This window comes from Mycetocola sp. CAN_C7 (assembly GCF_015752285.1).
Taxonomy (GTDB): Bacteria; Actinomycetota; Actinomycetes; order Actinomycetales; family Microbacteriaceae; genus Mycetocola_A.
Genome location: NZ_JADOUY010000001.1, coordinates 727,717 through 746,202, shown reverse-complemented (window position 1 = coordinate 746,202; position 18,486 = coordinate 727,717). Strand labels below are relative to the sequence as shown.

The window sequence follows — 18,486 nt, the reverse complement described above, 5'->3', positions numbered from 1 at the left end:
CGACGACTTATTGTTGTCCATCGTCATATCTGTGCTAGATTGCGCTCATGATCGATGATGACCATGCGTCACCCCTGCTCGAGGTTCGCGGGCTCACCAAGTCCTTCGCCGGGGTCCAGGCACTCACGGGCGTCGATCTGGCCGTCAGGGCCGGCGAGGTGCACTGTGTTCTCGGCCAGAACGGTGCAGGCAAGTCCACACTGATCAAGACACTCTCAGGAGTGCACCAGCCCGATGCCGGTGAGATCCGGTGGCAGGGCGAGACGGTCGCCATCACCGATCCCATCGCTGCGCTCGACCTCGGCATTGCGACGATGTACCAGGAGCTCGACGTCGTCGACGGCCTCACCATCGCCGAGAACATCTTTCTCGGCCACGAACACTCCACTGGCGGGATGCTCAAGGTCGCGCACGCGAACCGACTCACCCGCGAACTCCTCACCCGCCTCGGCCACGGCGACATCCCGCCCTCGACCGAGGTCGGCGAGCTCTCGGCCGCGACGAAACAAATCGTCAGCATGGCGCGAGCCCTCTCCCGCGACACGAAGCTCATCATCATGGATGAACCGAGCGCCGTGCTCGACTCGGGTGAGGTTGCGAACCTGTTCCGGGTCATCCGTGAACTGACCGGCCAGGGCATCGCCGTCATCTACATCTCGCACCGTCTCGAGGAGATCAGGCAGATCGGCGACCGCATCTCGGTGATCAAGGACGGCAGGAGCACGGCGAGCGGGCTTGCCGTGTCGGAGACGCCGACCCCGGCGCTCATCAAGCTGATGACGGGGCGCGACGTCGCCAACGTCTTCCCGGTTGCCGTTCCGGTTCCTTCGAACGCCCCCGTCCTTCTCGAGGTGAACCACCTCAACCTGCGCGGGCACTTCTCCGACGTGGACTTCACCGTGCGAGCAGGCGAGATCGTCGGCCTCGCCGGGCTCGTCGGGTCCGGCCGATCCGAGATCCTGGAGACGATCTACGGTGCGCGCAAAGCGACATCCGGAACCGTTGCCGTACAGGGCAAGACCCTGCACCCCGGCTCGGTGAGTTCTGCCGTGGGCGCCGAGATGGGATTCTCGCCCGAAGAGCGCAAGAGCCAGGGCCTCATCCTCGACGAGCCGATCTACAGGAACGTCACGCTGTCCACCTTCAGCCGCTTCGCCCGCGGCGGGATGCTCAACGAAGGGGCGGAGAAAGATGCCGCCCGCGAGCAGATCGAAGCGCTCGAATTGCGACCGGCCGAACCCGAACGGCCGGCTCGCACTCTCTCAGGCGGCAACCAACAGAAGATTCTCCTGGCCCGCTGGCTCGTGCACGGCACCCGCGTGCTGCTCCTCGACGAACCGACGCGCGGCGTCGACGTCGGGGCGCGAGCGGAGATCTACGTCCTCATCCGTCGCCTCGCGGCCGAGGGCACCGCCATCGTCGTCGTGTCGAGCGAGATCGAAGAGGTCCTCGGCCTCGCCGACCGCGTGCTCGTCATCGGGGACGGAGAAGTACTGGCAGAAAAGAACGCCAGCGACATCGATGAATCCGGTGTGCTCGACCTCGTCATGAAAGGAAGTGCCGCGTGAGCGAGCAGAAGACCCACTCCGTTACGGATGCCACGCCGCTCCCCGGCGCATCGCAGCAGGCCGAACGGCCGAGCGCCCTCAAACGGATCCTCGGCGGGTCCGTCGGGCGCAACCTCGGGCTCGTCATCGCACTCGTCGTGCTTGTGATCATCGGAACGGTGACGGCGGGCGACCGGTTCGCCGACATCAACAACTTCCTCACCATCCTCCGATTCGCCTCGATCATCGGGGTGATCACGATCGGCATGACCTTCGTCATCATCGCAGGAGGTATCGACCTGTCCGTGGGTTCGGTGATGGGTCTCGCGACCGTCGTTGCGAGTCTCCCCGCACTCCAGGCTGCGGCGACGCAGAGTTCCTGGCTGCTGATGATCCTCGTTCCGCTCGCCGTCGGCGCAGCGGCCGGCCTCGTCAACGGCATTGTCATCGCCTACGGAAACGTCGTTGCCTTCATGGCAACGCTCGCCATGCTGGTCGGCGCACGTGGATTCGCTGAGCTCATCTCCGGTCGGCGCACCCAGATCGTCACGAACACCGGTTTCCTCGAGTTCACTCGGGCCAACCTGCTCGGTGTGCCCATCCTGGTCTGGATCTTCGCGATCGTCGCCATCGCCGGCTGGGTCCTGCTCAACCGCACCACTTTCGGTCGCCGCACCGTTGCAATCGGCGGCAACCGCGAAGCATCCCGCCTCGCCGGCATCAACGTGAAGCGTCACCTGGTGATGATCTACGTGCTGTCCGGTTTCACCGTCGGCATCGCCGCCATCATGATGCTCGGCCGCACGACAGCAGGGACCTCGACCCACGGACTCCTCTACGAGCTGGATGCCATCGCTGCGGTCGTCGTCGGAGGCACGCTGCTCATCGGTGGCCGAGGAACGATCGTCGGCACAGTGCTCGGTGTGCTGATCTTCTCCACCCTGACGAACGTGTTCACCCAGAACAACATCGACACGTCGGTTCAGCTGATCACCAAAGGCCTCATCATCGTCGCGGCAGTGTTGCTGCAGCAGCGGTTCGCGACGCGGGGCGCTGCCAGCGGGTCGCGGTAGCTGATCGCTCGCGAGGGCATCCGGTGCGGTCGAGGGCATCCGGTACACCGGGAGCCTTCGATCGGAACGGATGCCTTCACGCAACTCGCAGTTCGGGGCCGGTGTGTTCTGGGAGACTGAGGCCATGACCCTGCTCGTCGTGCTCGTCGTCACGATTCCCGCCCTCGTGCTGCTCGCGATCGGGATCGCCCTGCGCGTCACCGGTCACGCGTTGCCGAAGCCCCGCGTCGTCGAGTACCTGCCACCGAAGGGCGTGCCGATCCTCGACGCCGCACTCCTGGCCGGTCTCGACAAGCGCGCGGTAGCTGCGGCACTCGTGGGAATGGCGGTCGACCGCAAGATCCGAATCCTGGCGCAGCAGGACAAGAAAGCCCCCGTCGCCGTCGAGCTGCAACCGGACGCGAACTTCACGGCCGAAGACGTCGCCGTGCTCGAGGCTCTGTTCGGCCCGGGGCATTCCTCAGACCGGGTCAAGCGGTTCAGCAAGGACAAGCGCCAGCAGTCACGCCGGGTCGCCCGGCTGATCCGGATCGTCGAAGACTACCTGCGCTCGCACAACCTTCTCGGTCCGCGCCTGGCCTGGCCGATGCTTCTGATCCGCGTGCTCACCACCGTCACACTCGTCGTCGCCGGTGTCCTCCTTGTCGGCAGCGGAGTCAACGGTGAGTGGGGCGCGTTCTGGCTCGCCGCGGCATCCGTCGTCGCCCTGCTCGCCATCTATGTGGTCACCCCGTCATCGTGGCGTCGCTACACCCCGAAGTCGGTGCTCATCCGGGAGCAGCTCGCCGGGCTCAATGGTTACATCACCCTCGCCGAGGCCGACCGGCTGCGTTTTCTGCAGAGTCCGTCGGGTGCACTGCGGGCGTCGTCGGGGGTCACCGCCGCCGGTCTCGCGATCGGGGTGCCCACGACGGCAGACCCGGCCGTCGCCTTCGAGCTGGACCGGCTGATTCTCAACGAGCGGTTGCTGCCGTATGCGATCCTCTTCGGGCACAGCAAGGAGTGGATCGCCGAGCTCAACATCAGCTACCAGAATGTCGCCTCTCTCAACCTCGAGGGTGTCGGCGCTGTGATGGACGTCGCCGGCGACCTGCTGTTGCTGACGGCATCCGTCGGCGACCTCGTCGAGCTGGCGAGCGCTGTCGGTGATGCCGTCGACGCCGGTGGTGCGGTCGTCGAGGTGATCGGCGCTGGGGCCGAGGCACTCTCCGACCTGTTCGGCTGACGCCCGGCTCCGCTCTGTCTCGAACTGGGGGCGCCCCAGTCAGAGGGCTACCTGACTGAGCTCACGGCCCGGTACGGTTCGCAGACACCTATTATCGGAGTCTTCTTGAAACGTCGCAGTGCTGCAGCAGTGTTCTTCCTTCCCCTCATCACATTCGGCATCTACTGGATCGTCTGGCTCGCGAAAACCCGCGGGGAGCTCAACTCTCAGGGCGCAGCCGTACCCACGACCTGGCTGTTCATCGTGCCTATCGTGTCCATCTGGTGGCTGTGGAAATTCGCCGAGGGCATCGCTCGGGTCACCGGAGGGGGCGTAGGCAGCAAGTTCACCCTCCTGTTCCTCTTGGGAAGCGTCGGCGCGACCTTCGTACAGGCGAATATGAATGCACGCACCAGCGCCTCAGCCCCGATGACGACGCTGACCCCGGCAACCGCCTGACGAGCCCCCTCAGAGGCGCCCCTGTTCACCATCGACAGGGGCGTTTCTCGTTCGAGACTCATGCCCTGGCCGCCCCCACGGCAGCGGATGCCGCCGTGAGGGCTCCCGTTGCGGTCGATGGCGTCCGACCTGTTCGGCTGACCTCAGCCCGCCCGGCCGAGCAACTGGGCCTCGAACGCCCGGGTCCGCGTGCGGAGCGCGTTCGCCACGGCAGCGACCGACGGCTGTCGGAGGGAGTCGGGGCGCACCACCATCCAGTACGGGAGACGCTCCTTGATCTCGTCCGGAAGCAGCCGAACGAGATCGGCATGCCGGTCGGCCATGAAGCAGGGCAGGAATCCGATTCCAGCGCCCGCCCGCGTCGCTTCGACGTGCACGAACACGTTCGTCGCGGTGAACGCATCCTTCATGGTCGGCACCAGACGGCGGGGCGCATCGAGCGCATCGACCTGCAGCATCGAGTCGATGAAGTAGACGAGGGGATGCTCGGCGAGTTCAACCACGCGGGTCGGGGTGCCGTGATCGTGGAGGTAGGTCTTCGATGCGTACATGCCGAGGATGTACGAGCCGAGTTCGATCGCTTCGGCCCGGTGGGCGTGCGGTTCGCCGACGACGACTTCGATGTCGAGCCCCGAACGGTGCTGCAGTGCTGGGCGGGTCACCGTGACGATTTCGACGGTGAGATTCGGATGCTCGCGCTGTAGCTCGGCAACCGCCGGGGCCGCGATGTAGGCGCTGAAGCCGTCTGTGGCGGAGAGGCGGACCACCCCGGAGAGACTCTGCGGCTCCCCGGGCGACCCGGCGAGCCCTGACACGGCGGCTTCCACCCGCTCGGCCGCGTCAACGGCGCGACTACCGAGGTCGGACAGCTCCCAGCCACCCACCGTGCGGGACAGCACGCGGCCGCCCAGGTCCCGTTCGAGAGCGGCGATGCGTCGCGAAATCGTCGTGTGGTTGACCCCGAGCGTCTCGGCTGCCGTCGTGAATCGGCCGCTGCGGGCGACGGCGAGGAGCACGAGGAGGTCGTCGGGATTCGGCTGGCGTGACGTCGTCGTCAAGATGCTCATTGTGCAATTATGCACAGGCCGTGTGGAAAGCTGGGCATTGTCGTGGTCCGCGTCTGCACGAATACTCAGTTAGGCCGTCTCCCCGATCCGGGAGCGTGCACCAGACCACCAGTGTGTCAGTGACGACACAGAGGAGACAGACAATGAGTGTCAACAAGCACGCCGACGGTGCCGGCTCCGGCACCACGGGCAAGAAATCCGGGCTGAAGAAGATCGTCGCAGCGTCGATGATCGGAACCGTCGTCGAATGGTACGAATTCTTCCTCTACGCGACGGCAGCCAGCCTCGTCTTCGGAGCGGTCTTCTTCCCGAACGCCGGAAGCCAGCTCGACGGCATCATCGCCGCGTTCCTCACCTATGCAGTCGGCTTCATCGCCCGCCCCCTCGGCGGGATCGTGTTCGGCCAGATCGGCGACAAGCTCGGCCGCAAGCACACCCTGCAGCTGACCATCATCCTCGTCGGTGTCGCCACCTTCCTCATGGGCTGCCTCCCCGGCTTCGATTCGATCGGTTACTGGGCACCGGCGCTCCTCGTCATTCTCCGCTTCGTGCAGGGCTTCGCGGTCGGCGGTGAGTGGGGCGGCGCTGTCCTCCTCGTTGCCGAGCACAGCCCGAATAAGTCACGCGGGTTCTGGGCCAGCTGGCCGCAGGCCGCGGTTCCGGTCGGCAATCTGCTCGCGACCCTCGTGCTGCTCACCACCTCCTGGATTCTTCCCGAAGACCAGTTCCTCAGCTGGGGCTGGCGCATCGCGTTCTGGCTGTCGGCTGTCATCGTCGTCATCGGTTACTACATCCGTACCCACGTCAACGAGGCTCCGATCTTCCTCGAGGCCCGCGCCAAGGTCGAGGCCGAGAAGGCCGTCAGCTACGGCGTCGGCGAGGTCATCAAGAAGTACCCGCGCGGCATCCTCAGCGCCATGGGCCTCCGGTTCGCGGAGAACATTCTGTACTACATCATCGTGAGCTTCTCGATCGTGTACCTCGTCACCGTGCACCAGTACGACACAAGCCAGCTGCTTCTCGCCCTGCTGATCGCGCACATCGTGCACTTCCTCGTGATCCCCCAGGTAGGACGCCTCTCGGATGCTTTCGGCCGCAAGCCCGTCTACCTCGCCGGCGCCGTTCTCGGAGCGACCTGGGCGTTCTTCGCCTTCCCGATGTTCGACACTCTCAACCCGGTGCTCATCGTGGCGGCGATCACGATCGGCCTGTGCTTCCACGCCCTCATGTACGCGGGGCAGCCGGCGATCATGGCCGAGATGTTCCCCACCCGGATGCGCTATTCGGGCGTCTCCCTTGGCTACCAGGTCACCTCGATCATCGCCGGATCGCTCGCGCCGATCATCGCCTCCGCCCTGCTCCAGCGGTTCGAGTCGTGGGTGCCCGTCGCGATCTACCTGCTGATCGCCTGCGCCATCACCGCCGTCGCCGTGATCACACTCAAGGAGACCCGCGGAGCCTCGCTGTTCGAGGTCGACGCGGTCGACGCCCGCAAGCACGGGCTCGAACCGGTGAACGTTCCGGTCGAACGCTGATCCGACGCCGGCGGGGCGCGAGCCCCGTCGGCGTCATCGCCCGTGGCATCCGCCCTCCTCGTCGAAGGATTCCTCATGACCGACACTCTTCACCCGGCCACTGACACGCCCGCCGCCGCCCCGGCGAGCAGCGCCATGCGCCTGCCCCTCGCCGGCAAACGCGCCCTGGTCACCGGCGGAGCGAGCGGGATCGGCGCGGCAGCGGCGCGGGCGCTCTCGGCCGGCGGTGCCCATGTCGTGATCGCCGACATGGACGAGCTCGGAGCCGCGAGTCTGGCTGACGAGCTCGGCGGGTCGAGCTGGGCGGTCGACCTGCTCGACGCCGACGCGGTGACGGATGCCCGACTGGCCGGCGTCATGGACGGCATCGACATCCTCGTCAACAACGCCGGCATCCAGCGGGTCAGCCCGATCCAGGATTTCGATCCCGCCGAGTTCCGGCGCATCCTCAACCTCATGCTCGAGGTGCCGTTCCTCCTCATCCGTGCCGCCCTGCCGGGGATGTACGACGCCGGATTCGGGCGGATCATCAACGTGTCGAGCGTGCACGGCCTGCGCGCTTCCCCGTTCAAAAGCGCATACGTCGCGGCCAAACACGGCCTCGAAGGACTGTCGAAGGTCACCGCTCTCGAGGGCGGCGAACACGGTGTCACGAGCAACTGCGTCAACCCTGGCTACGTGCGTACCCCGCTCGTCGAGAAGCAGATCGCCGACCAGGCGGCCGTCCACGGCATCCCGGAAGACGAAGTGCTCGGCCGCATCCTGCTCACCGAGAGTGCGATCAAGCGGCTTGTCGAACCCGACGAGGTCGGTTCGCTCATCGCCTGGCTCGCCTCGCCCGACGCAGCGATGGTGACCGGTGCGAGCTACACGATGGACGGCGGCTGGTCAGCGCGGTAGGCCGCGTGCCTGCGCCCCCTTCACGAGAGCTCCCGTAGCGGTCGGATGCCGTCGGCGCGCGAATCACGGACGGCCAAGGTCCCAGCCGACTCGCCTTCAGCTGGATGTCGCCTCACGGTAGCCGTCGAGCAGCGCAGCGGTGAACGCCGCAGGTCGCACCACACTGACCATGTGACTGGCGCCAGGCACCGTCACGAGCCGGGCATTGCGGGTGGCAGCGAGATAGCGGCCGGCGTGCGCCCGCACGTGGTCGAACCGTCCGTTGACGAAAAGCACGGGCACGTCGATCTCCTGCAGCCGGTCGAGCGGACGCAGGGTCAGCAATGTCAGAAGCACGTCGTCCATCACCTCGAGCGCCACACCGCCGGCGATCACATCCGTCGCGCCAGGTTCAGGCACGAACAACCGCACGGCGACATCGTTGAGCGCCCTGCCGCGATCGGGAAAACGATGGATGACCTTCGCGATGCCCCGCCAGCCGTGCATGACCACCGGGTGCGGCACCGTCGCACAAGCGGCGGCGAGCAGCCCGGCCACCCGGCCAGGGTTGCGCGCCACCCACTCGATCGCGAGGTATCCGCCGAGCGAGAAGCCCACGAGGTACGGCTTCGACCCGGATTCTTCGGCCGCCGTCACCGCGTCGTCGATGCCCTGAAGCGCCAGCTCGAGCGTGAACCGTTCGCCGATGCGCGCGCCGTGCCCTGGCAGGTCGATCGCGTCTGCCGGGATGCCGAGCCGGTCGAGTTCCTCCACCTGCGAGCGCCAGAGAGTGGCCGATGTGCGCAGACCGTGCACGAGGATCACGGGAGCAGGCATGCTCCTCATCTTAGGTTCGCGTTCCAGTCTCCGGTTCGCGCTCCAGCGACCCGACGGGATCCGCTCGACAGGAACTCAGCCGTGAAGACGGTCGAAAACTCCTGTTGAGTGTGCGGTGTGCCATGTTTCCCCTGTTGAGCGAGCGCGCTGACCCGCAGACAGGCTCAGACACCCCGAGCGAACGTGCATACACTGCAGAAATGTGCAGGCGACCCCCAGCATCCGTCACTACTGTCGAGCTATGAGCCTTCGCGACATTCCCCTGACCACGATCTCCGGCGCCACGACGACCCTCGCTGAGCACCAGGACAAGGTCGTCATCGTCGTCAATGTCGCATCCAAGTGCGGGCTCGCGCCGCAGTACGACGTTCTCGAAGCGATGTACCAGAAGTACCGAGACCGCGGCTTCATCGTGCTCGGCTTCCCCAGCAACCAGTTCTTCCAGGAACCCGGCGAGGGCGAATCGATCGAGGAGACCTGCCGCATCAACCACGGCGTCACCTTTCCGTTGTTCGAGAAGTCGAAGGTGAACGGCAAGAACGCCCACCCGCTCTACCAGGAGCTCACCCAGACCCCGGATGCCGGCGGCAAAGCAGGCAAGGTCAAGTGGAACTTCGAGAAGTTCGTGATCACCCCCGACGACACCGTGCACAGGTTCCGCCCGACGACCCAGCCGGATGCTCCGGAGATCGTCGATGTGATCGAAGGCGCACTCCAGCCCGCGTGAGAGCAATCGGGTCTGTATCCTCAGGTTTGTGACCCTCATCATTGAACGCCCGACCCTGTACGCCGAGTTCACCGCGACGCCCGGCCAGGCCGACGCGGTCGCCGCGTTGCTCGCCGGACTCGTCGACGCCGTGCGGACCGAAGAAGGCAACATCGTGTTCGACGCCCACCGCAAAACCGACGAACCCGAAACGTTCTTCGTCTATGAGGTCTACGCCGACCGCAATGCGTTCGAGACCCACCTGGCATCGCTGCACTCGGTGGAGTTCAACCGCGCGCTCACACCGCTCGTCGAAGGTGGCGGTTCGACCCTGACCTGGTTGCGCCCGCTCGACTGACGGGATCGCATAGCCCGTCGTTTTCCTAAACCCCGGCGCGGCCTTGGAGCGCCCTCGGTGCGCCTTGGTGCGCCCGTGATGTGCCCGCAATGCGCCCGCAATTGATCAGTGCATGTCTCGCCGGTTTGTATAGGAGGTTTCATAACCTGCTATGTTAACTCCGTACCCGTTCTCGACGATGAGCGGAGAATGAATCGGAGGGCGACCGCATGACGTCACTGAGTCCAGCTGACATCCGGCACGTCAACGCCTTGAGTTGCGTCCATGTGCTTCGGAGCGCACCGGGGGCACTGAGCATCTCCGACGTCGCCGCCCGAACCGGCCTCTCGCGCCCCACAGTGGACGCCGTCGTCGCCGACCTCGAATCCCGTGGCCTGCTCATCGGAGCGGTCTCTGACCAGACCAACTCGAGCGGCGGAAGACCAGCCCGCCACTACCGGTTCGACGCGGATAGCTCGATCGTCGCCGGAATCGACGCCGGCCCCACGAACATCCGTGTGATTCTCGCGAACCTGCGCGGAACGCACCTCAGCAGGGTCGATCGCCAGCTCTCCGGCACGCTCACTGGCGAGGAACGGGTGAACGCGGTGGTCTCCGCGATCACCGACGCGTTTCTGAGTTCGGAGCTGTCCCCCAGCAAGCTGAAGGCGGCGTGCGTCGGTGTCTCCGGGATCGTCAGCGACGACGGTACGATCTCGCAGAGTTTCGTTGTTCCCGAGCTGAATGGCGTTGCGGTTGCACGCGCGATCGGTGAAGCATTCGACGCCCACGTCTTTCTCGAGAACGACATCAAGCTCGCCGGCTTCGCTGAGCATCACCTCGGCGCTGCCGATCAGGCCGAAAACATCATCTACCTCCAGATCGGGCACCGGATCTCCATGTCGCTCATGATCGGCGGCAACATCCACCAGGGCGCCCACCGCAGCTCAGGCGAGGTCGGCAGCCAGCGGGGAATGCGCTGGACGAGCACGTCCGTGCACGGTCAGCTCACCTGGTCTTCGGCGCCGACCGCCGAACAGGTCTTCGCCAACGCTCGAAACGGCGACCGTGACGCGATGGCCGAGATCGAGCGATTCGTCGCAGAGATCGCGCCGCACATCACCATGGTCGGACTCGCCTTCGATCCCGACCTCATCGTGGTCGGTGGCGGACTTTCGCGGTCGAGCGACCCCTTCGTCGACATGTTGCGCACCGAAATCCACCGTCTGGTCATGCTCGAGGGCAAGCCGGCCGTGACAGCGTCCACCCTCGGATCAGACGGAACCCTGTACGGCGCACTGGCGCTCGCGTTCCAGAACTCATCGTCGGCGCTTTTCGGGATCGAAGGCGTTCCGGTTCCCGACCTCACCCACCGTGGTGATGGCAGGGACACCCCGTGAGTTCCTCGATCTGTGCACCCTGACGATCACCGACCCAGAGCAATACCCCCATCAATGAAGAAGGAGTATCGAATGCGGTTTTCTCGAGTAGTTGTGGCGGTCGCCGCCTCAGCGCTGCTGTTGTCCGGATGTTCGGCCGGCGGGAGCGGTGATGCCACAGGCGCCATCGACCTCCCCTCGGATCCCGCCGAGGTCACGGGCGACATCACCTACGCCATCTGGGACATCAACCAGCAGCCGGCGATGGAGGAGCTCATCGCCGATTTCACCGAGACCTATCCCAACGTCACGGTGTCGGTCGAGCTCACGGCGTACGAACAGTACTTCACGAAACTGCAGACCCAGGGTTCATCCGGCACCCTTCCGGACGTGTTCTGGATGAACGGACCGAACCTGCAACTGTTCGCAAGCAACAACCTCCTGGCCCCGCTCGATCCGTTCGTGGACGCGGATCTGATCGACCCGGCCAACTACCCGGAGGCCATGAACGACATCTACAGCCTCGACGGCGTGCAATACGGCGTGCCCAAGGACTTCGACACGATCGCGCTCCTGTACAACAAGGCGATCCTGGAACGCGCCGGGGTGGAACTGCCTACCTCTGAGTGGACCTGGGACGACTACCACGCCGCCGCGAAGACCGTTTCAGACAAGCTGGGCGCCGAGGGCATCGTCGGCTCGGCTGACAGCACCCGTAACCAGGAAAACGTGTATCCGGCGATCATGAGCAACGGTGGAACCATCATCGACGGGGATACCTCCGGTTACGACAGCCCGGAAGCGATCGAGGCCGTGCAGTTCTGGGCGGACATGGTGGCAGACGGCTCGAGCATCACCCCGGCCGAGAATGCGGAGACGAACGGTTTCGTCCGTTTCCAGAATGGCCAGGCCGCAATGATGTGGGGCGGTAACTGGCGCATCTCCGGTCTCCTCGATTCGGCGGTGAAGGATGACGTCTCCGTCGCCGAGCTTCCGCTCGCTCCGACCGGCGAGCGTAAGACCGTGATCCACGGCGTGGGCAACTCGATGAACGCCAAGACGAAGAACCCGCAGGCGGCCCAGGCGTTCCTGAGCTACCTGGGCTCGGAGGAGGCAGCGTTGCTGCAGGCAGCGAGTGGTGCAGCCAACCCGGCCTTCACCGACACCCAGCAGGACTTCGTCGACTCGGCGCCCGGTTACAACCTGCAGGTCTTCGAGGATGCCGCTACTGAGTATTCGGTCGCCTACCCGGTGTCGAAGAACACAAGCGCGTGGAACAAGCTCGAGATCGACCTGCTCGCTGCGGCATTCTCAGGCGAACGACCCGTCGCTGATGTGCTCGAGGAGCTCGCGGAGAAGATGAACGAGGCACTGGCCAAGGAGAAATAGCCCATGAAACGTCAGTCCCTCACGCGAGACGGGTGGTGGCCGGTCCTCTTCGTCGCGCCCCTCTTCGCCGGCGTCGTGGTCTTCTACCTCTGGCCGCTGACGCAGTCCCTCTACTACAGCTTCACGGAATGGGGGGTGTTCGGGAGTTCGACCTGGACCGGCCTCGACAACTACGTCAGGCTCGTCGGAGATGCGGCCGTGTACCGCGCAATCATCAACACGCTGGTGTACACGGGCATCCTGCTCGTCGGCATCCCCATCGCCGTGGCATTCGCCGCACTGCTCAATCGCCCGGGCCTCAGGTACGCGATGGTCTACCGGACGTGCTTCTTCCTGCCGTACATAGCGATGCCGACGGCCATCTCGATGGTGTGGCGGATCATCTACAACAACGACTTCGGGGTCATCAATGCCGCGCTCGGAGTCGTCGGCATCGAAGGACCCGCCTGGATCTCCACCGAATGGTTCTCCCTTGTGGCGGTGGCGATCATGGGCCTGTGGATGTCCATCGGCTTCAACATGATCATTCTCTCCGCGGGGCTCAAAGGGATTCCGCCGGAACTCTACGAAGCGACAGCCATCGATGGCGCAAACCACTGGAGGCAATTCCGCTCCATCACTGTGCCTCTTCTGACCCCCTCCATCTTCTTCCTCTCCGTGATGACCTTCATCGCGGGATTCCAGCTCTTCGATCTGCTGTACGCGCTTCTCGGCCCGGCGAACCCGGTCATGCCGAAGACGCAATCACTCGTATTCCTCTACTACGACGCAGCCTTCAGCTCGAACGAGAAGGGCTACGCCTCCGCGATCGGGATCCTGATTCTCCTCATCATCGGTCTCTTCACTCTCGTGCAGTTCCGCCTCCAGCGCAGATGGGTCCACTATGTCGACTGACACCGCTGAAACACGCCCGGCCCACCCGACAGCCACACGCTCATCGGCCGGCATCCCACGTGGACAATCCCGGAACGGACGAAACTGGGGAGCGCACGCCGTGCTCATCGTCGCGTCGATCGTCATGATCTTCCCGTTTCTCTGGCAGATCAAGATGTCGCTGTCGACGCAGGCGGACATCACGTCGGTTCCGCCCATTCTGATTCCGACCAGTCTCGAGTGGGGCAACTTCGCAGAGGTCTTCACTCGGTTGCCCTTCCTGAGCCAATTCTGGGTATCGATCGCCGTGACGACGCTGCGAACAGTCGCCCAGATCATCCTCTGCTCCATGGCTGGATACGCCTTTGCTCGCATGCACTTCCGCTTCAAAGGTGTCCTGCTCGCCCTGCTGCTCTCGATTCTGATGGTTCCGACCCAGGTCTACCTGATCCCGCAGTACCAGATCATCCAGAGCGCCGGACTGCTCGACACCATTCTCGGCATTGCGGCTCCCGGCCTGTTCAGTGCCTTCGGCACCTTCCTGATGATGCAATTCTTTAAGGCCATGCCCCTGGAACTCGAGCAAGCCGCCCGCCTCGACGGATGCAACAGCTGGCAGATTTTCTGGCGCGTCATGCTCCCGCTCGCAAAACCGGGCATCATTTCGCTCGCGATCATCACCGTGCTGGCGTCCTGGAACGACCTCCTCTGGCCTCTTGTCGTCGCCAGCACGCCAGACACGATGCCGCTCTCGGTCGGGCTCGCCACCCTGCAGGGCTATCAGGGCAGCGTCGACACCGGTGTACTCATGGCCGCATCGCTGATGGCGATGGCACCGATCCTGATCGCATTCATCCTTCTTCAACGCCGCGTCGTTGAAGGCATCGCCCACGCTGGCCTGAAATGAGAGAGAACTTTATGCAGACGCCCACCATTCCCGGAAACGAGACAGCGGCGGAGTCGGCCAGGCCTCTCGTTGTCGCACTTCTCGGTGCAGGCGCGATCTCTCGCGTGCACGCCTCAGCGTGGAAGGAGCTCGGTGCTGAGGTCCTCGTCTACTCCGCTGCAGGAGCACAGGAACTCGCGGAGCAGTACGGGCTGGAGGTGGTCGATACCCTCCAGGAAGCGCTCCGCCGAGCGGACTGCGTCGACATCGTCACACCGACGGGAACTCACCGCGCACTCGCACGTGCTGCCATCGACGCAGGCAAGAACATCGTCTGCGAGAAGCCACTCACCCTGTCGGCACGCGAATCCCGCGAGGTGTATGACGCTGCCAGAGAAGCAGGGGTTCATATCTATCCGGCGCACGTCGTCCGTTTCACGGCGCCCTATGTGGCAGCACACCGCGCAGTCGTTGCGGGCCGCATCGGAAAGGTCGCTGTTGCCCGATTCTTCCGTGGAGGGTCGAGCCCGGCCGTCGGGACCTGGTTTCAGGATGAAGCGGCATCCGGCGGCATCATCATGGACCTCATGATCCATGACCTCGACCAGGCCCGGTGGACGTGCGGCGAGGTCGAAACGGTGTACGCCGTGCAAAGCCCCCCGACCCTCGACAATGTCGTGCCTTCCTTCGTGTCAGCACATGTGACACTCACGCATGTCGGTGGCGCGATCTCTCACATTCGAGCCACGTGGGGTGCAGTCGGCACACCGTTCACGACCGGGTTCAGCATCGCGGGAGACGCCGGCGTTCTCCACTACGACTCGACGGACAGCACTGGTCTCACGACCTCGCTTCACGGCGCCGAGTCCAGCGGACTCGTGGTCCCCACTTCGGCGCTGCGGGAAAGCCCGTACCTCACTGAATTGCGCGAGTTCGCCGAGGCGTTCACCGGAGGACCCGAGCCACGAGTAAACGCCGAAGACGGCGCGGTCGCGGTCTACCTGGCACAAGCCGCCTACCAATCGATCATCACCGGAAGAGTCGTTGACATGAATGAGTTCGACCACGCACAGGCGGCAGCAGCATGAGCCGGAAGGCGGCACTCAAGGTCGCGATCGCCTCCTTTGCCCACACCCACGCTGCAAGCTATGTTTCGGTGCTGGCCAGGGTGCCGGATGTCGACGTCCGCGCTTCAGATCCGCATGGAGCCGACGCCCCCGACTCCGCGCTCCGCGGGGCGGAGCTCGCGGAGCGACTGGGAGTCGATTATGTCGATACCTACGACGAGCTGTTCGCGTGGGAGCCCGACGCCGTGATCGTCGCAACCGAGAACTCACGCCACCGTGCCCTGGTAGAGCGGGCGGCGCGCGAGGGCGTCCATGTGCTGTGTGAGAAGCCGCTGGCCACCACTGTGGCTGACGGGGAGGCGATGGTCGAAGCCTGCCGGGCCGCCGGGGTCATCCTCATGATCGCCTATCCTGTGAGATTCGCTCCGGGCTTCGCGGTCATGCGCGACCACCTAGATTCCGGACGCCTCGGCGAGATGTTCGCCATCAATGGCACCAACAACGGCAAACTCCCTCGCGAGCACCGGGAATGGTTCACCGATCGCCAGCTCGCCGGAGGCGGAGCTCTCGTGGATCATGTCGTCCACTGCGCCGACCTCATCGACGCGCTGACCGGCGGGCTCAGAGCCGAGACAGTCAATGCAGCGTCCAATCAGATTCTGCATGCGAAAGCCGGACTGGACGTGGAAACCGGAGGGCTGGTGACCGTTCGCTACCCCGGCGGACTCATCGCCACGATCGACTGCTCCTGGAGCCACCCAAGCACCTCAGCGACCTGGGGCGGCTTGACCCTGCAGGCGACAGGGACCAAGGGGTCAGTCGAGATCGCCCCATTCGCCGAGCACGTTTCCGGCCTCGGAGACGACGGCGAGATCTTCCTGGGATTCGGGACAGATCTCAACGCACTCCTCCTGGCTGAGTTCCTCGACGCCGTCCGGACGTCGGGTCGGCCCGTGGCCGGCCAGCCGCCACGGGTGACACCACAACCGGATGGCGACGTCGGCCTTCGAACACTGGAAATCATGGAGGCTGCATTGCGCTCAGCCGAGCTCCGGCAACCCGTAGCCCTGGAGAGATGACCGCCTATCGGGCGAGCCGGTGCTTCATCGAGACAATCTCGGGCTGGCGCGGGGATCAGACGTCGCGCCGACCCCGGGTCAACTCGGTGCCGAGCGCATCGAGACGCTGGGTCCAGAAACCGCGGAACGTGTCGAACCACTCGTCTGCCTCCCGAAGAGGCGCCGGGTCGACGGCGTAGATGCGCCGACGGCCGTCGGCACGCACCGTCGTGAACCCGCTGTCACGCAGCACCCGCAGGTGCTGCGACACCGCCGGCTGACTGATGCCGAACTCGGCGGCGATCGTGTCGACGATCGCTCCCGCAGGCAACTCCCCCGCCGCGAGCACCTCGAGGATCCGGCGGCGAACCGGGTCCCCGAGAATATCGAGGGCGTGCACTAGGCGTCCGGCCCGGCGCCCGCTCCCGTGTAGGCGACGATGCAGCGCTCTGCCGCCGCCGAAGCATCCGCCTCGCTCTCACCGGCCGCGATGTTCGCGTCGCGCCACTCCAGACCGCTCCGGGTCATGAACCGGATGCCGTCGGCCGACGCGCTCCACGCCAGCGCAGCTTCGGGATCGAGGTTGCTGCCTGTGCCCAGGTGCAGGGTGAGGCCCAGCAGCATGCTGTCCCAACCGATGCCGACGGCTCCAGGGCCGAACTGCTTCCAGTCCTCATCGCCGACGTGCGCGACATGTTCGATCTCGAGGGTGGTCGACGCGTCGTCACCGTTCAGCGTGGCCGTGACCCAGCTCACGTCTCCGCCGTACTCCCAGGTGACGTGGAGCCGCGTCGGCTGCGCACACTCGAGAACCTCGCCGCCGGCGTTGCCCTCGATCTGGTAGCGACCGCCGAGGCGAAAGTCTCCTGAGATCGGTCCGAGCCAGCGCGAGATGCGGTCCTCCGTGGTGATCGCGTTCCATACCTCCGCGAGCGCGGACGGGTAGGTCTGGGTCACGGTGACGATGCGGGCATCCTCACCACCGACCTCACGGGAGCCGACGACCCTGGTCACAGCCGGGATCTGGGCGTCGGTGGTCGAATGCAGTGCGTCGAGGTTGGTGTCCATACCGAGAACGTATCACCACTGGCTTATATGATCAAGCGCGTCTGCGGCGATCTACATGAGCACGTGCGGACTACGCACCGTGCCCCTCAGGTACCCGCTCGCTCTCGATGGGTGGCCCGGGCGGCGTTCCATCACCGAACGGGCGGCCACCGAGTGCTTCGCGACCGTGCGCGGTGAGCCAGCCGGAGGCATCCGGCCCAGCAGGAACGATGCCTGTCGGGTTGATGTCGGAATGGACGATGTAATAGTGCTGCTTGATCTGCTCGAAGTCGATCGTGTCGCCGAACCCCGGCGTCTGGAACAGGTCGCGGGCATACGCCCAGAGCACCGGCATCTCGCTGAGCTTGTTGCGGTTGCACTTGAAGTGACCGTGGTAGACCGCGTCGAATCGGGCGAGCGTGGTGAACAGGCGGATGTCTGCCTCGGTGATCGTGTCACCGACAAGGAACCGCTGGTTCTCGAGCCGGGCTTCGAGCCAGTCGAGCCGGTCGAACAGGCGGGTGTACGCCTTCTCGTATGCCTCCTGAGACCCGGCGAAACCGGCCCGATAGACGCCGTTGTTGACGTCGCGGAACACGAGGTCGTTGACCTCGTCGATCTCGGCGCGCAGGTGCTCGGGGTAGAGGTCGGGCGCTCCGTCACGGTGGTGCTCGGTCCACTCGGTCTCGAAGTCGAGGGTGATCCGCGGAAAGTTGTTGGTGACGACCTTTCCGGATGCCACCTCGACGATCGCGGGAACAGTGATTCCGCGGGGGTAATCGGCGAACCGGCGGAAGTAGGCATCCTGCAGCCAGTGAATGCCGAGCACCGGGTCGATGCCATCGTCGTCGAGGTCGAAGGTCCAGCTGCGGGCGTCGTGCGTGGGGCCTGGCATGCCGAGCGAGAGAGCGCCCTCGAGGCCGAGCAGGCGGCGCACGATCGCCGTGCGGTTCGCCCAGGGGCAGGCCCTGGCAGCGACGAGGCGGTAGCGGCCGGCTTCGACGGGCCAGCCGTCGCGACCGTCGCGAGTGATGCGGTCCTCGATGTAGTTGGTATCGCGGGTGTATTCCTCGCCCGGCTCGACGTAGCTGCCTGGTGTGGTGGCCTGTGTGCTCTGCTCGGTCGTCATGCTTCCAGCCTAGG

The 18,486-nt window shown here is 65.1% G+C and carries 19 protein-coding genes; 14 read left to right on the top strand and 5 right to left on the bottom strand.

Annotation, left to right across the window (positions count from 1 at the left end):
- Positions 1-47 precede the first annotated feature (47 nt).
- The 4 genes from IWX78_RS03580 (at position 48) to IWX78_RS03565 (ending at position 4,283) form a co-directional block, all read left to right on the top strand.
- Positions 48-1,568 carry a sugar ABC transporter ATP-binding protein gene (locus IWX78_RS03580; protein WP_196832028.1) on the top strand — a complete coding sequence of 507 codons (1,521 nt, stop codon included), beginning with the start codon at positions 48-50 and terminating at the stop codon, positions 1,566-1,568.
- Complete coding sequence (locus IWX78_RS03575) at positions 1,565-2,620, top strand: ABC transporter permease (RefSeq protein ID WP_196832027.1); 1,056 nt, start codon at positions 1,565-1,567, stop codon at positions 2,618-2,620. Before IWX78_RS03580 ends, IWX78_RS03575 begins: the two co-directional genes overlap by 4 nt.
- A gap of 124 nt (positions 2,621-2,744) precedes the next feature.
- Positions 2,745-3,845, top strand: coding sequence for a DUF2207 family protein (locus IWX78_RS03570; RefSeq protein WP_196832025.1), 1,101 nt, complete (start codon positions 2,745-2,747; stop codon positions 3,843-3,845).
- Between the two features lie 105 nt (positions 3,846-3,950).
- Positions 3,951-4,283, top strand: coding sequence for a DUF4234 domain-containing protein (locus tag IWX78_RS03565; RefSeq protein ID WP_196832023.1), 333 nt, complete (start codon positions 3,951-3,953; stop codon positions 4,281-4,283).
- 143 nt (positions 4,284-4,426) lie between these two features.
- On the opposite strand, the gene IWX78_RS03560 is transcribed toward IWX78_RS03565, so the two are convergent.
- A complete protein-coding gene (locus tag IWX78_RS03560) occupies positions 4,427-5,350 on the bottom strand; it encodes a LysR family transcriptional regulator (RefSeq protein WP_196832021.1) in 924 nt (307 codons plus the stop codon).
- Positions 5,351-5,493: 143 nt separating this feature from the next.
- Here IWX78_RS03560 and IWX78_RS03555 point away from each other — a divergent pair, with 143 nt between their 5' ends.
- Entirely contained in the window at positions 5,494-6,885 is a 1,392-nt protein-coding gene (locus IWX78_RS03555) for an MFS transporter (protein WP_196832019.1), read from the top strand.
- Between the two features lie 135 nt (positions 6,886-7,020).
- Positions 7,021-7,785 carry a 3-hydroxybutyrate dehydrogenase gene (locus IWX78_RS03550; RefSeq protein ID WP_196832119.1) on the top strand — a complete coding sequence of 255 codons (765 nt, stop codon included), beginning with the start codon at positions 7,021-7,023 and terminating at the stop codon, positions 7,783-7,785.
- Between the two features lie 96 nt (positions 7,786-7,881).
- Here IWX78_RS03550 and IWX78_RS03545 read toward each other — a convergent pair whose 3' ends face one another.
- A complete protein-coding gene (locus tag IWX78_RS03545) occupies positions 7,882-8,601 on the bottom strand; it encodes an alpha/beta fold hydrolase (RefSeq protein ID WP_196832017.1) in 720 nt (239 codons plus the stop codon).
- Positions 8,602-8,842: 241 nt separating this feature from the next.
- Here IWX78_RS03545 and IWX78_RS03540 point away from each other — a divergent pair, with 241 nt between their 5' ends.
- The 8 genes from IWX78_RS03540 to IWX78_RS03505 all read left to right on the top strand — a co-directional run bounded on the left by IWX78_RS03540 (position 8,843) and on the right by IWX78_RS03505 (position 16,317).
- On the top strand, positions 8,843-9,328 hold the full coding sequence (locus tag IWX78_RS03540) for a glutathione peroxidase (RefSeq protein ID WP_196832016.1): 486 nt from the start codon (positions 8,843-8,845) through the stop codon (positions 9,326-9,328).
- Positions 9,329-9,356: 28 nt separating this feature from the next.
- A complete protein-coding gene (locus tag IWX78_RS03535) occupies positions 9,357-9,665 on the top strand; it encodes a putative quinol monooxygenase (RefSeq protein WP_196832014.1) in 309 nt (102 codons plus the stop codon).
- Positions 9,666-9,874: 209 nt separating this feature from the next.
- Complete coding sequence (locus IWX78_RS03530) at positions 9,875-11,044, top strand: ROK family transcriptional regulator (protein WP_196832012.1); 1,170 nt, start codon at positions 9,875-9,877, stop codon at positions 11,042-11,044.
- A gap of 72 nt (positions 11,045-11,116) precedes the next feature.
- A complete protein-coding gene (locus IWX78_RS03525; protein WP_196832010.1) occupies positions 11,117-12,412 on the top strand; it encodes an ABC transporter substrate-binding protein in 1,296 nt (431 codons plus the stop codon).
- 3 nt (positions 12,413-12,415) lie between these two features.
- Positions 12,416-13,306, top strand: coding sequence for a carbohydrate ABC transporter permease (locus tag IWX78_RS03520; protein WP_196832009.1), 891 nt, complete (start codon positions 12,416-12,418; stop codon positions 13,304-13,306).
- A complete protein-coding gene (locus IWX78_RS03515) occupies positions 13,296-14,192 on the top strand; it encodes a carbohydrate ABC transporter permease (protein ID WP_196832007.1) in 897 nt (298 codons plus the stop codon). Before IWX78_RS03520 ends, IWX78_RS03515 begins: the two co-directional genes overlap by 11 nt.
- A gap of 11 nt (positions 14,193-14,203) precedes the next feature.
- Entirely contained in the window at positions 14,204-15,259 is a 1,056-nt protein-coding gene (locus IWX78_RS03510; RefSeq protein ID WP_196832005.1) for a Gfo/Idh/MocA family protein, read from the top strand.
- The gene (locus IWX78_RS03505; RefSeq protein WP_196832004.1) at positions 15,256-16,317 is read left to right on the top strand and encodes a Gfo/Idh/MocA family protein; all 1,062 of its coding nucleotides are present in this window, start codon (positions 15,256-15,258) and stop codon (positions 16,315-16,317) included. The genes IWX78_RS03510 and IWX78_RS03505 overlap by 4 nt, the downstream gene beginning before the upstream one ends.
- 55 nt (positions 16,318-16,372) lie before the next feature.
- On the opposite strand, the gene IWX78_RS03500 is transcribed toward IWX78_RS03505, so the two are convergent.
- From IWX78_RS03500 to IWX78_RS03490, 3 genes are all read right to left on the bottom strand, one after another.
- On the bottom strand, positions 16,373-16,696 hold the full coding sequence (locus tag IWX78_RS03500) for an ArsR/SmtB family transcription factor (protein WP_196832003.1): 324 nt from the start codon (positions 16,694-16,696) through the stop codon (positions 16,373-16,375).
- Positions 16,696-17,364, bottom strand: a complete 669-nt coding sequence (locus tag IWX78_RS03495) for an SRPBCC domain-containing protein (RefSeq protein ID WP_196832002.1) — start codon at positions 17,362-17,364, stop codon at positions 16,696-16,698. Before IWX78_RS03495 ends, IWX78_RS03500 begins: the two co-directional genes overlap by 1 nt.
- A gap of 70 nt (positions 17,365-17,434) precedes the next feature.
- Entirely contained in the window at positions 17,435-18,472 is a 1,038-nt protein-coding gene (locus IWX78_RS03490) for a glutathione S-transferase family protein (RefSeq protein WP_196832001.1), read from the bottom strand.
- Between the last annotated feature and the right edge of the window lie 14 nt (positions 18,473-18,486).

Excerpts from the sequence above, each read along its gene's own strand:
- IWX78_RS03580 (WP_196832028.1), top strand. The coding sequence starts at position 48 with ATGATCGATGATGACCATGCGTCACCCCTGCTCGAGGTTCGCGGGCTC.
- IWX78_RS03510 (WP_196832005.1), top strand. The coding sequence starts at position 14,204 with ATGCAGACGCCCACCATTCCCGGAAACGAGACAGCGGCGGAGTCGGCC.
- IWX78_RS03505 (WP_196832004.1), top strand. The coding sequence starts at position 15,256 with ATGAGCCGGAAGGCGGCACTCAAGGTCGCGATCGCCTCCTTTGCCCAC.
- IWX78_RS03545 (WP_196832017.1), bottom strand. The coding sequence starts at position 8,601 with ATGCCTGCTCCCGTGATCCTCGTGCACGGTCTGCGCACATCGGCCACT.
- IWX78_RS03515 (WP_196832007.1), top strand. The coding sequence starts at position 13,296 with ATGTCGACTGACACCGCTGAAACACGCCCGGCCCACCCGACAGCCACA.
- IWX78_RS03570 (WP_196832025.1), top strand. The coding sequence starts at position 2,745 with ATGACCCTGCTCGTCGTGCTCGTCGTCACGATTCCCGCCCTCGTGCTG.
- IWX78_RS03540 (WP_196832016.1), top strand. The coding sequence starts at position 8,843 with ATGAGCCTTCGCGACATTCCCCTGACCACGATCTCCGGCGCCACGACG.
- IWX78_RS03555 (WP_196832019.1), top strand. The coding sequence starts at position 5,494 with ATGAGTGTCAACAAGCACGCCGACGGTGCCGGCTCCGGCACCACGGGC.
- IWX78_RS03520 (WP_196832009.1), top strand. The coding sequence starts at position 12,416 with ATGAAACGTCAGTCCCTCACGCGAGACGGGTGGTGGCCGGTCCTCTTC.
- IWX78_RS03560 (WP_196832021.1), bottom strand. The coding sequence starts at position 5,350 with ATGAGCATCTTGACGACGACGTCACGCCAGCCGAATCCCGACGACCTC.
- IWX78_RS03550 (WP_196832119.1), top strand. The coding sequence starts at position 7,021 with ATGCGCCTGCCCCTCGCCGGCAAACGCGCCCTGGTCACCGGCGGAGCG.
- IWX78_RS03525 (WP_196832010.1), top strand. The coding sequence starts at position 11,117 with ATGCGGTTTTCTCGAGTAGTTGTGGCGGTCGCCGCCTCAGCGCTGCTG.
- IWX78_RS03530 (WP_196832012.1), top strand. The coding sequence starts at position 9,875 with ATGACGTCACTGAGTCCAGCTGACATCCGGCACGTCAACGCCTTGAGT.
- IWX78_RS03490 (WP_196832001.1), bottom strand. The coding sequence starts at position 18,472 with ATGACGACCGAGCAGAGCACACAGGCCACCACACCAGGCAGCTACGTC.
- IWX78_RS03495 (WP_196832002.1), bottom strand. The coding sequence starts at position 17,364 with ATGGACACCAACCTCGACGCACTGCATTCGACCACCGACGCCCAGATC.